Annotated in this window: 13 protein-coding genes and 1 tRNA gene; 8 read left to right on the top strand and 6 right to left on the bottom strand. The window is 68.8% G+C overall.

Going from position 1 to position 11,224, the window contains the following annotated elements; translation table 11 throughout:
* Together M8I34_RS39345 and M8I34_RS39340 are read right to left on the bottom strand one after the other, a co-directional pair.
* The coding region (locus M8I34_RS39345; protein ID WP_374211051.1) for a DUF2797 domain-containing protein at positions 1-820 on the bottom strand (820 nt) is incomplete at its 3' end.
* Positions 821-1,235: 415 nt separating this feature from the next.
* Positions 1,236-2,333: a GlxA family transcriptional regulator gene (locus M8I34_RS39340; RefSeq protein ID WP_284051320.1), complete on the bottom strand. Its 1,098-nt coding sequence runs from the start codon at positions 2,331-2,333 to the stop codon at positions 1,236-1,238.
* 71 nt (positions 2,334-2,404) lie between these two features.
* Here M8I34_RS39340 and M8I34_RS39335 point away from each other — a divergent pair, with 71 nt between their 5' ends.
* Positions 2,405-3,196 (top strand): NAD(P)H-dependent oxidoreductase, encoded by a 792-nt coding sequence (locus M8I34_RS39335; protein WP_250057893.1) that lies wholly within the window; start codon positions 2,405-2,407, stop codon positions 3,194-3,196.
* A gap of 60 nt (positions 3,197-3,256) precedes the next feature.
* On the opposite strand, the gene M8I34_RS39330 is transcribed toward M8I34_RS39335, so the two are convergent.
* Positions 3,257-3,330: transfer RNA gene (locus M8I34_RS39330), tRNA-Met, on the bottom strand.
* A gap of 170 nt (positions 3,331-3,500) precedes the next feature.
* Here M8I34_RS39330 and M8I34_RS39325 point away from each other — a divergent pair.
* The gene (locus M8I34_RS39325) at positions 3,501-4,175 is read left to right on the top strand and encodes a hypothetical protein (protein ID WP_250057892.1); all 675 of its coding nucleotides are present in this window, start codon (positions 3,501-3,503) and stop codon (positions 4,173-4,175) included.
* A gap of 524 nt (positions 4,176-4,699) precedes the next feature.
* On the opposite strand, the gene M8I34_RS39320 is transcribed toward M8I34_RS39325, so the two are convergent.
* Positions 4,700-5,335, bottom strand: a complete 636-nt coding sequence (locus M8I34_RS39320) for a hypothetical protein (protein WP_250057891.1) — start codon at positions 5,333-5,335, stop codon at positions 4,700-4,702.
* A gap of 34 nt (positions 5,336-5,369) precedes the next feature.
* Positions 5,370-5,828 carry a hypothetical protein gene (locus M8I34_RS39315; RefSeq protein WP_250057890.1) on the bottom strand — a complete coding sequence of 153 codons (459 nt, stop codon included), beginning with the start codon at positions 5,826-5,828 and terminating at the stop codon, positions 5,370-5,372.
* A gap of 343 nt (positions 5,829-6,171) precedes the next feature.
* Between M8I34_RS39315 and M8I34_RS39310 the strand changes: the two genes are divergently transcribed.
* The 6 genes from M8I34_RS39310 to xerC all read left to right on the top strand — a co-directional run bounded on the left by M8I34_RS39310 (position 6,172) and on the right by xerC (position 10,302).
* Complete coding sequence (locus M8I34_RS39310; protein WP_250057889.1) at positions 6,172-6,462, top strand: hypothetical protein; 291 nt, start codon at positions 6,172-6,174, stop codon at positions 6,460-6,462.
* Entirely contained in the window at positions 6,459-6,593 is a 135-nt protein-coding gene (locus tag M8I34_RS41525; protein WP_284051319.1) for a hypothetical protein, read from the top strand. Before M8I34_RS39310 ends, M8I34_RS41525 begins: the two co-directional genes overlap by 4 nt.
* A 232-nt stretch (positions 6,594-6,825) precedes the next feature.
* The gene (locus M8I34_RS39305; RefSeq protein WP_250057888.1) at positions 6,826-7,047 is read left to right on the top strand and encodes a hypothetical protein; all 222 of its coding nucleotides are present in this window, start codon (positions 6,826-6,828) and stop codon (positions 7,045-7,047) included.
* Between the two features lie 116 nt (positions 7,048-7,163).
* A complete protein-coding gene (locus tag M8I34_RS39300) occupies positions 7,164-7,346 on the top strand; it encodes a hypothetical protein (protein WP_250057887.1) in 183 nt (60 codons plus the stop codon).
* Positions 7,347-7,654: 308 nt separating this feature from the next.
* Positions 7,655-9,853 (top strand): IPT/TIG domain-containing protein, encoded by a 2,199-nt coding sequence (locus M8I34_RS39295; RefSeq protein ID WP_250057886.1) that lies wholly within the window; start codon positions 7,655-7,657, stop codon positions 9,851-9,853.
* Positions 9,854-9,948: 95 nt separating this feature from the next.
* On the top strand, positions 9,949-10,302 hold the full coding sequence (gene xerC / locus M8I34_RS39290) for a tyrosine-type recombinase/integrase (RefSeq protein WP_250057885.1): 354 nt from the start codon (positions 9,949-9,951) through the stop codon (positions 10,300-10,302).
* A 333-nt stretch (positions 10,303-10,635) separates the two neighbouring features.
* On the opposite strand, the gene M8I34_RS39285 is transcribed toward xerC, so the two are convergent.
* The gene (locus tag M8I34_RS39285; RefSeq protein ID WP_250057884.1) at positions 10,636-10,794 is read right to left on the bottom strand and encodes a hypothetical protein; all 159 of its coding nucleotides are present in this window, start codon (positions 10,792-10,794) and stop codon (positions 10,636-10,638) included.
* Between the last annotated feature and the right edge of the window lie 430 nt (positions 10,795-11,224).

Raw genomic sequence — 11,224 nt, 5'->3', positions numbered from 1 at the left:
CCCCCGCTCCTCCTCTCTCCCCCACTCCTTCTCTCTCCCCCGCCCCTTCTCCCTCCGCGCCTTCCGCCTCCCCACCCGTCGCCAACCGCAGATACACATCGGACCCCACCCCGGTCAGCACCTCCCCCACGATCTCCGCCCCGGACGTCATCCCGCCCAGCTCCGCGACGTCCCCCGGAATGCGGTCGAGTCCGAACAGCTCCGTATGGTCCGCACAGGCGAACTCCACCGGTTGGAGAGTCTCCGGCCAGCCCGCCAACTCCTGGGCAGCACAGTGCAGTTGCTCCAGCTCGGCAACCCGGTCCGGCACCGGGGGCAGCACCCCGCGCGCCGCCCGTTTCGCCGCCTTCGCAAACCGGTCGGGCACCGCCAGCGCGCTCCCCAGCAGCGCCTCCGCCCGCCGCGCCGCCATCAACGGCCCACGCCCCAGCCATGCATACGCCACCGCCCCCTGCTCCACCAGCCGGGCCGGCCCGCGCTCGACGGCCGTGATCCCCACCTTGAGCAGGCCGGGACCGAAGTACGCGAGATAGACGCCGTACGGGCGGGGATCATCGGCCATGGTGTCCGCGGCCACCGACCGCGACCGGTCCAACTGGGCGCACCGCGCGCACTGATCCCTGGCACTCGCACCGTCGAGCACCGCACCGTACGGGCACACGAGCCGGCGGCCGGCCCGCCGCACGCCCAGACAGCGCCGCTCCCCCTGCGCGGCGAACGCCAGCACCTTGCCCGCGGGGAGCATGCTCACCCGCTCCTCGTCCCGCTCCGCGCAGTACCAACCGAGCCGCTGCCCGAACCGCCCCTCCGGCCCCGGCACCGGCCCGCCACCTGACCAGCGCGGTCCCGTACATCGCCACACACCGCCAGCGTACGACCACCCACTGACAACACCGCCCGCACACAGGACCGCCACACATCAGGCCACGCCCCACCGCCCCCCGAGCGCCCCACCCGTACGCGCACCACCCCACCCACCCGCACACCCGCACTACCCGACCTCCCGAGCCGGCCCCCTCACCCACCCCCTGGCCGCACCCAGCCACCAGCCTCACGCGCCCCCGGCCTCACCCAGCCACCAGCCTCACGCCCCCGGGCTCACGCGAACCCCAGCCCCTGGCCTCACCCACGCACCGGCCTAACGAACGCCCGGCCTCACACCACCCCGGGCCTCACACGACCCCCTGCCTCACACGACCCCCTGCCTCACACGACCCCCTGCCTCACCCCCTCCCTCAAGCAGCCATCCCGCCCCCGCCCCCCGGCCCCCGGAACGTGCTCCGATAGGCCCGCGGCGACACCCCCAGCGCCGACTGGAGATGCATCCGCAGCGAGGCCGCCGTCCCGAAGCCCGCCTCCGCCGCGATCCGGTCCACCGTCAGCTCCGTCTCCTCCAGCAACTGCCGTGCCCGCTCGATCCGTTGCTGCGTCAGCCACTGCACCGGCGAGATCCCGACCTCCTCCCGGAACCGCCGGGTGAAGGTCCGTACGCTCATCGACTCGTGCGCCGCCAGCTCCCGCAGGCTCAGCGGCCGGTCCAGATGCTCCAGCGCCCAGGCCCTCGCCACCCCCGTGGAGGACATCTGCGGCTCCGGCATCGGCCGCCGGATGTACTGCGCCTGCCCGCCCTCCCGGTGCGGCGGCACGACCGTCCGCCGTGCCACATCGTTGGCCACCGCCGCCCCGTGATCACACCGGACCATGTGCAGACACAGATCGATCCCGGAGGCGACCCCGGCCGCGGTCAGCACATCGCCCTCGTCCGTGTACAGCACATCCGCGTCCAGCTCGACGGCCGGGAACAACCGGCGGAAGTCGTCCACCGACCGCCAGTGCGTGGTCGCCCGCCGCCCGTCCAGCAGCCCGGCCGCGGCCAGCACGAATGCCCCCGTACAGATCGACGCGATCCGGGTCCCCGGCCGGATCCGCCCCAGGGCATCGGCCATCGCCCGGCTCAGCCGCCCCGCGCTCCGCTCCTCCGCCCGTCCGTAGTCCGCCCCGGACGCCGGTACGACCACGGTGTCGGCCTCCGCCAGCGCCTCCGGCCCGTACGCGACATTCACCGTGAAGTCCGCGTCCGTCCGCACCTCACCGGGCTCCAGCGCGCAGGTCACCAGCTCGTAGAGCCGCTCCCCGTCCGCCGACCTGGCCTCCCCGAAGATCCGGTGCACGATGCCCACCTCGATCGGCAGCATCCCGTCCCGCACCAGCACCGCCACCCGGTGCGGCCGCCCCCTCCCCGGCACGGCCCGCACATGCCCACCACCGATACCGCCACGGACACCGCCACCGCGGCCACTGCCGCCACCACTGCCGCTCTCCACTACACCCATGGCCCGATCCTTGCACACAATGGCCATCGGGCCACTCGTACGCACCCGCTGGCCCCACGACAGTGGAGGACATGAAGGTCCTCTGGCTGTTCGCCCACCCCGACCAGCGCTCCCTGAGCGGCGCGCTCAAGACCGAGGGACTGCGCACCCTCGAAGCCCACGGCCACCAGCACCGCGTCTCCGACCTGTATGCCATGAAGTGGAACCCGGTGGTCGACGCCGCCGACTACGACCACGACCCGGCCGACCGCCTGCTCATCGGCCCGGCCTCCGAACGGGCCTATTCAGACGGCCACTTGAGCCCGGATATCGCCGCCGAGCAGCAGAAACTCACCTGGGCGGACACACTGATCGTCCAGTTCCCCCTCTGGTGGTACGGAATGCCGGCGATCCTCAAGGGCTGGTTCGACCGCGTCTTCGTCAAGGGCTTCGCCTTCGGCATCACCGACCCCGTCACCGGCCGCCCCCAGCGCTACGGCGACGGCAAACTCACCGGCAAGCGCGCCATGGTCATCACCACGGCCGGCGCCCGCGCCGCCACCCTCGGCCCGCGCGGCGTCAACGGAGACCTCAACGACCTCCTCTTCCCCCTCCAGCACGGCACCCTCTGGTACACCGGGATCTCCGTCGTCCCGCCCCTCCTGATCCCCGGCGCGGACCGCACCACCCCCACCGCCTTCGCCACCGCCGCCACCCGCCTGCACGAGCGGCTGCACAGCCTCCCCACCACCGAGCCGCTGCCCTTCCGCCACCAGAACGACGGCGACTACGACGACGACCTGCTCCTGCACCCCCACCTGGCCCGGCCCCACACCGGCCCGGCCGCCCACTACACGGCGCCGCCCCCACCGGCCCACGGCTGAACCGCACGCACAAAAGCCGCAGGCCCAGTGGAAGTGAATCCACTGGGCCTGCGGCGTCAGTAGCGGGGACAGGATTTGAACCTGCGACCTCTGGGTTATGAGCCCAGCGAGCTACCGAGCTGCTCCACCCCGCGTCGGTGAAATGAACACTACGCCACTCCCCCACCAATGCCTAATCGTTTCCCTGACCACCACCCCAGGCCCCCACCACGCCCCTACTACCCACCTTCAACTCATCTCCCCCTCAACCCCGTTGCAGCACTTCGCCGCCCGCACCCGGCCTCCCCCGTGCAAAGCTGCCGCCATGACGAGGCACCTGATAGCAGTCGTCGGCAACAGCCCGGGCGTCGGAAAATCGACCCTCTGCCACTCCCTGGCCACCTGGATCGCGCACACCGGAGCCACTGTCGACCACTTCCGGGAGGCCGACATCCTCACCCGCCCCGCCTTCCGCCCCGTGGCCGAAGAGTTCGCCGACGGCAACAACAGCGTCCGCCCCGAGACCTTGATCGAATCCACCCGCGCCTACCTCACCGAGTCCCGCGCCGCCGGCCTCGACGTCCTGGTCACCGACGCCCTGCTCCCCTTCATCCCTTCCCTGGCGGCCTGGGGTCACGACGAGCCCGCCATCGCCCAGGTCCTGCGCGAGCTGACCACCGCCGTCGAACCGACCCAGGTGACCGTGGTCTACCTACACGACGACCCCTCGACCGCCCTCGCCCGAGCCGTCGCCCGCGAGGGCCCCGCATGGGAAAGCTGGTACATCGCCAAACTCGCCGCCTCCCCCGGCACCCACTCCGTCCACGACCTCCCCTCAGCCGCCACCCACCTACGCCACGAAGCCGCCCTGACCCTGCGCCTCCTGGCCGCCACCCCCTGGAACGTCATCACCGTGGACATCACAGACCTCGACGCCCCCCACACCGCCGCCCACGTCCGCCACCAACTCACCCACCTCCTCGACTTCACACCCCACTGAAGCCCCCACAGCCTCCGCCAACGAGACCCACCAGCACCCCACCAACCATCCGAGCCGAGCCGAGACCTCCTCCCGCCCGGCCCCCAACACGCCCCCTCACCTGAGCCGCGCTCTGCACCCTGCGGCATCCGGCATCCGGCATCCGGCATCCGGCATCATCAACGGCTGACCACCGACAGATGGCCCCAACTGGCACACGCCGCGGCCCCGTCCACTCTGCCCTTCGCCACTCACTGCACGACAAAGCCCCCGTCCGGTTGACCCGGCGGGGGCTTTGATCTGCTGTGCGCTCAGCAGGATTCGAACCTGCAACCTTCTGATCCGTAGGCGGGTCCGCCGTACAGATCCTCCGTTGCTGGCCAGGTGGCGCTGATGACCTGTCTGACGCATCGCATCAGGGCGCTTGTGTCTTTCGGAGCTTGATGGCGTGAGTCTTTGGCCTCTTTGCTCATTTGAGACGGGACACCCGGCCTGGGCGCCGCACGGATGGATCTGATGAGCCCCTGGGCGTAGGGAAAAAGCCCCTAGGGCTCCAGCAGTGGGGCGATCTTCCAGCAGTAGAGATCTTTGGAAAGCTGCGCGCGGCGCGTATCGGGCAGGCCGTGGGCGGCGACCGTTTGCAGTGCTTCGGGGCTGTTGGAGGTCTCAGCGTCCGAGGCGATGATGCCGGGCCAGTCGCCGCATGACCAGTACAGCCGATGCCGTCCGGGCGCCAGGGGGAGGACCCCCACCAGATTCGCCCTGTCTGCCGAGTGCGTCGACTCTGGGGTCAGGACGGCCGGTTCCTGCTGTTCCTGGTCTCCTCGGATGTCGAGGAGGTCAAGGGTCAGGGACGGCATCTGCGACAGGTCGCCTTCGTCGTCGCGGTAGAAGGTCCGGTAGAAGGGGTCCGCGGTCTGGGCGGCCCGCACGATCTGGAGGACTTCGCCGGCAGCGATGATGATCTCGTCCTGGATCAGGGGGATTTCGTAGACATTCAGGTCCGGTGCACACGCGTCCTTCGTGCCGACGGCAACGCAGACGGCTTCCTCCCCGCCCTGTGGTGGGAGTACTCCCCGCATGTAGGTGTTCCCGTGCACCGGGAGGGACAGGTGGCGCAGGACCAGGTGGACCACCTGTGTCTGTATGCGGGTGCTGTAGAGAGAGGAGGAAGGCGTCAACGTCGACTCCGATCAGCAGATCAGACGGATTCGGTCACACCCCGCATTTGACGGGGCGGACCTTGGTTACGGCCTTCTCCGGGCTGTCGGCGACGCCGATGATGTCAGTGTCGATGACGCTGCGCCATTCGCGTACCTGGCGGTTGGCGCACTTCTTGCGGGCGTTGGCTCGCCATGTGCTGGGCGCCTTGTTGAGTTTCTTGCTCGGCTTTACGGTCTTTGACCCCTTGGCGACCGTGTGCCACTTCTTGGCGCCCTTTTTCCTGGTCTGGAGCCAGAGGGTCACCTTGGCCTTGGAACCGGGGCCCTTGACCTTGAACCACCATCCGTGCCCGGAGGCCGTTGCAGGCTTGGTCGAGGATACATGGACGTGATCACCGTTGCTGGCATAGACACCGGGTCCGGGACGGGGAGCCTGCTCGCCTGCGCTTGCAGGCGCCGCGGCGCCCATGAGCAGAGCCGCGCACAGCGCTGCGGTGGCTATCTTCTTCAAGCGGATTCTCCCGTTGACGTGTGGTTCCGACGATCGTCAACAACCCTGGTTTTCCGCACAGTCGGACGATATTGGTCCTTCGGGCACTGCCTCAAAGGGCACCATCCAGCAGGCCGTTAGCTCCGCACCGCTGCGGAGCCCCAGGCCGTCGACGATCTGCCCCCTGAGAGCCGCTGCGGCGTCGGGCCCTTGGGCCGGCTGTCCGTGCTTTCGACGGTCACCTCCTGGCCCTTACTGGCCAGCTCCGCGTCCGGCGCAACCTCCAGCGCATCAAGCGCGAACTGCACTTCGGGACTCCCAAACGGCTCGCTCGTTCCGGACGGTGTCCCTGCCCAAGAGATGTGTGGACGCCCCGACCGCCCACCAGGCGAAGCAGGAGGAGGAACAGAAGGTGGCCGGCGCCAAATGGCAGCCGGTCCCTAATCACCCGAACGGCCTGGTCTTCACCACGGCCACTGGCCGGGCCACCGACCCTCGCTGCCTCAACCGCATGCTCACGATCCTCTGCCGTGACGCCAAGGTGCGCCGCGTGCGGGTGCACGACCTCCGGCACACCTGCGCCTACCTGCTGCTGCCCCAGGGCGTCGCCACCGCACGATCATGGAGACTCTCGGCCACAGCACCATCACGATGACGCTGGACACCTACGCGCACGTGATGCAGACCATTCTCAAGGCGGCGGCCGACCGAATGGACGATGCCCTGGGGGTTGACGAGCCGACCGAGGACGAGGAAGGCGGTCCGGGGAGTGCGCCGGCCGAGTGACGGGCACCGGCACCCGCGTTGATGTCACCCGCTGATGTCAAAGGCCCCCTGGACGATGTCCAGGGGGCCTTTGACTGCTGTGCGCTCGGCAGGAATCAAACCTGCAACCTTCTGATCCGTAGCTTCGGGCACACCATTGCGCCTTCCGTGCCCGGGCAACCGCCCCGTGCACCGCCGTCTGCCACTGGCAGCCTCCGTAAGCCGTCGTTGCCGTCAAGGTTGCCGTCACCGCATGCGCCAGCAGACACGAACCTTGGCTCTGGCCTATCAGAAGACCGGCGACCTGGACGGTGCGCTCGACGCCACGTACAAGGCCGCCGATCTCATCGAAGACGGCATCCACTCGCGGCGTGGCGTGGAGCGCCTGGAAGATGTCCGGCGAGCCTTTCGGCCCGTCAAGAGTGAGCCGAAGGTCCGGGAGGTCTCGGAGCGAATCGCCGCTCTGGCTGCGTAGTCGTCGCTTGGCACCGCCGCCGACTTGACCTGTCGGTTCGCCCCGCCCGTCTGCTCTCTCAGCCATACGGGAGCGGCGGCGGACTGAGGCCGAAGCCCGGGCCCGGGAGGCCGCGGATGGCCGGCACCGGCGCCGCAGCCGTCTTCTCGCTTCTGATGGTCTCGGCGTCCGCCGCATCTGCCGCACGCACACCTGCACGGCAGGGCAGCGATCACGCCGGCATGGCGGATGAGCTGGAGAACCACACGCACAGCCTGCACTTGAGTCTTCCAGCTGCGAAGATCACGGACGCCTGCTGACGGAGCGGATGGCGGAGCACGGCACGGCCGCCTTGGGGCGCTCGGCCATCCGGGTGGGTATTCGTCAAGGACATTGCCGACGCCGCCACTCCGGTGGGTTACTTGTTCGAACCGGTGGGCTGCCCATCCCTCCCCGGGGGATGGGCAGCCCATGCCTGTGTGGTCCACACGCCTGTGTGGTCCACACGCCTGTGTGGTCCACACGCCTGGAAGGCGCCCCTCCGGCGAGAGAGCCGCGATACACGGTGCCGCACAGGGCCCGGGCGGAATCGAGGGCAGCCCCCTTCATCGCGAAGAAGGGGCTCCTCATGAGCACGAACATTCACCCGTGGCTGACGCCGCGGATTCCTGCCGCACCCGCCCAGGGCTCCCTGCTGGGCGGGCCTCCCACAGCCACGACCGTTGCAGCCCTTGCCCACGGGGGCCCGGCGCTCCAGCCGTTGCCCCCTTCTCTCATGGCGGTAACCGTCGCCATCCCCGTCGGCGTCAGCCCGGTAGCGGTGGGGGTGGCGCCCAACGGCAAGGTCTACGTCGCCAACTTCAATTCCAACACTGTGACGGTGATCAACAGCGCCACCAACACCGTCATCAACACTCTGCCCACCGGCAGCAGGCCGCAGGCGGTGGCGGTGGCGCCCAACGGCAACGTCTACGTCGCCAACGTCAGTTCGGGCAATGTGACGGTGATCAGCAGTGCCAGCAACTCCGTCATCGCCACCCTGCCCGCCGGCACCGGCCCGCGCGCGGTGGCGGTGGCACCCAACGGCAACGTCTACGTCGTCAACCAGAATTCCAACAACGTGACGGTGATCAACAGCACCACCAACACCGTCATCACCACGGTCCCTGTCGGCACCGGCCCGCTTGCGGTGAGGGTGGCGCCCAACGGCAACGTCTACGTCACCAACACCACTTCGAACAATGTGACGGTGATCAACAGCACCACCAACACCGTCATCACCACGGTCTCTGCCGGCACCGCCCCGGTAGCGGTGGCGGTAGCACCCAACGGCAACGTCTACGTCACCAACCAGAATTCCAACAACGTGACGGTGATCAACAGCACCACCAACACCGTCATCACCACGGTCTCTGCCGGCACCGCCCCGGTAGCGGTGGCGGTAGCACCCAACGGCAACGTCTACGTCACCAACCAGAGTTCGAACAATGTGACGGTGATCAACAGCGCCACCAACACCGTCATCACCACGGTCTCTGCCGGCACCGCCCCGGTAGCGGTGGCGGTAGCGCCCATCGGAAACGTATTCGTCGCCAACCAGAATTCGAACACCGTGACGGTGATCGACAGTGCCGCCAACACCGTCACCGACACCGTGCCCACCGGAGGCGCCCCCAACGCGGTGGGGGTGGCGCCCAACGGCAACGTCTACGTCACCAACGGCGCTACGTCCAATGTCACCGTCATCCTGCCCGCCCCCACGGTGACATCGATCAGCCCGGCGCAGGGGCCGGTCACGGGTGGCACGGTGGTGACGATCACCGGCATGAATCTGTCCGGTGCCACGGTGACGTTCAACGGCAACGCGGCAACCAACCTGTTCTACAACGCCGACGGTACGCAGATGACCGCCACCACCCCGGCCGGTGTTCTCGGCCCGGCCACCGTGATGGTGGCCACCGCGGCCGGCGCCGTCTCCCTGCCCGGCGCCTTCACCTACACCGCCGCCCCCACCACATCCGGCATCACCCCCACCCAAGGGCCGGTCGCCGGCGGCACGTTCATCACCATCACGGGCACCGACCTGACCGGCGCCACCGTCACCCTCTGCGGCCGCCTGGCCTCCAACGTCATCGTCAACCCCGCCGGCACCCAGATCACCGCCACCACCCCGCCCGGAACCCCCGGCACCTGCCCCGTGGCCGTCACCACCCCGAGCGGCACCAGCACCGTGCCCGGCGGCTTCACCTACCTCGCCATCCCGGTGCTGACCTGCATCACCCCCGGACAGGGCCCCGCGGCCGGCGGCACCGTGGTCACCCTCACCGGCACCGGCCTGACCGGCGCCACGGTCACCTTCAACGGCGTCCCCGCCACCGCCGTCTCCGTCAACCCCGCCGGCACCCAGATCACCGCCACCACCCCGCCCGGCAGCCCCGGCACCGCCACCGTCACCGTCACCACCCCCGGCGGCACCGCCACCCTGGACTGCTGCTTCACCTACCAAACCGTGCTCACCCCGCACGCCACCAGCCTCACCGCCACCCCCGCCCTCATCCAGCTCTTCCCCCTCCAACTCCACTTCCCGTTCCTGACCGCCACGCTGACCGACACGGTCACCGGACTGCCCGCCCCCGGCCAGATCATCACCTTCAGCACCGGCGGACACTTCCTGGGCACCGCCATCACCGACACCAACGGCACCGCAAGCCTCGTCGAGATCCTCAGCCTCCCGCTGATCATCCTCAACGGCGGCTACGACGCCACCTTCGCCGGCACCCCCACCCTCCAACCCTCCACCGCCCACGCCCCCTTCCTCGCCCTCTGACACCACGAAGAACGCGATCCGTCGGCGGGGAGCTGCTGATCGTCGCACCGAAGACGCAGCGCTCGGCCTGTCGCGTGGCGCTGCCGTCTGAGTGCGTGACGGCTCTCCGTGCCCAGCGCGCCCAGCAGATCGCCGACAGGAAGGCGGCGGGCGACACCTGGAAGGGAGCGGGGCACGACCTGGTCTTCACCACGAAGAACGGGACCCCCATCGAGCCGCGCAACCTGAACCGGTCCTTCGAAGTTCTGTGCGCCCGTGCAGAGGTCCGCCGGGTGCGCTTTCACGACCTGCGTCACACGTGCGCGTCTCTGCTCCACGAGCAGGGGGCCGATGCCCGCATGATCATGGAAGTCCTGGGTCACAGCTCCATCCGCGTGACCATGGACATCTACACCTTCGTACGCTCGGCTCCCAGCGCTCCGCCTTCGACCGCGTGGGGGACGCGCTGAGGGATGACGGCAACTCGCCGGACGATGACGACGGCACGGCCGGTGTCCCGGTGGCCACCTGATCGACCTCACACCGACTGCCTGAGACGGTTGCCGTCAATCACTGCCGTCAAGAGAAACACCAGAGGCCCCGTTCGATATCGAACGGGGCCTCTGGCCTGCTGTGCGCTCGGCAGGATTCGAACCTGCAACCTTCTGATCCGTAGCTCTATCTGGATCGGTCAGCGACCGCCATAGCGGTCACATCGAAGCCTCCGAGGGACACTGCTGCGCGGGGTTGGTTGTCGAGGTTGCTGTACTCCGCTGCTGTATTGATCGGCAGCCTGTCTCCGCCTACTTGAAGAAAGAGTCCTTGTTCTGCGCCGCGTCGGCACACCCCTGGCCCCAGTCCGTCTCGATCAACTCGTGGTCCGGGGCATGTAGCTGACGCGTCCGGTACATGGAAGCGCAGTCCGCCTCCACCTGCTCCCGGTCCCAACCGTCTGTCGGCATGAGCGGTCCACCGAATGCGTCGTAGCTCTTGGAGATCTCCTCCCAAGGACGGCGGGCCCAGAGGTGTCGCGTACTGAGTCGGATCACCTACGGATACGCACCGTGATCTGCCATCCAGCGGCAGCGGCGACAATCGCCGTCCCGAGCGAGACGCTGCTGGTGAGGCCGATCACCGAGCCCGCCGCAACACAGAGAGTAGAGAATCCGATCTGGGCCCAGGCCAGCGCGCTTCTTTCGGACTCCGCCGGTGCCGCCGGGCAGTCGTGTTGTTCGCTTTGCCCTGGGGTACGTTCAACAGTGCTCAATGTAGAAGTTCCTCGCTTCTCTGAGAAGCGCAGGCACCGGGGCACTGTGCTGCCAGGCTGGTAGCCCTGGCGCCTGCGTAACCTTCCGCGGTCCAGGGCCCGTTGCCCTTGCCGCTCACCTCAAG

The sequence above is a fragment of the Streptomyces sp. MCA2 genome (genome assembly GCF_023544705.1).
GTDB lineage: Bacteria > Actinomycetota > Actinomycetes > Streptomycetales > Streptomycetaceae > Streptomyces > Streptomyces decoyicus.
Note: the sequence above shows the minus strand (reverse complement) of the source record. Positions and strands in the feature narration are given on the sequence as shown.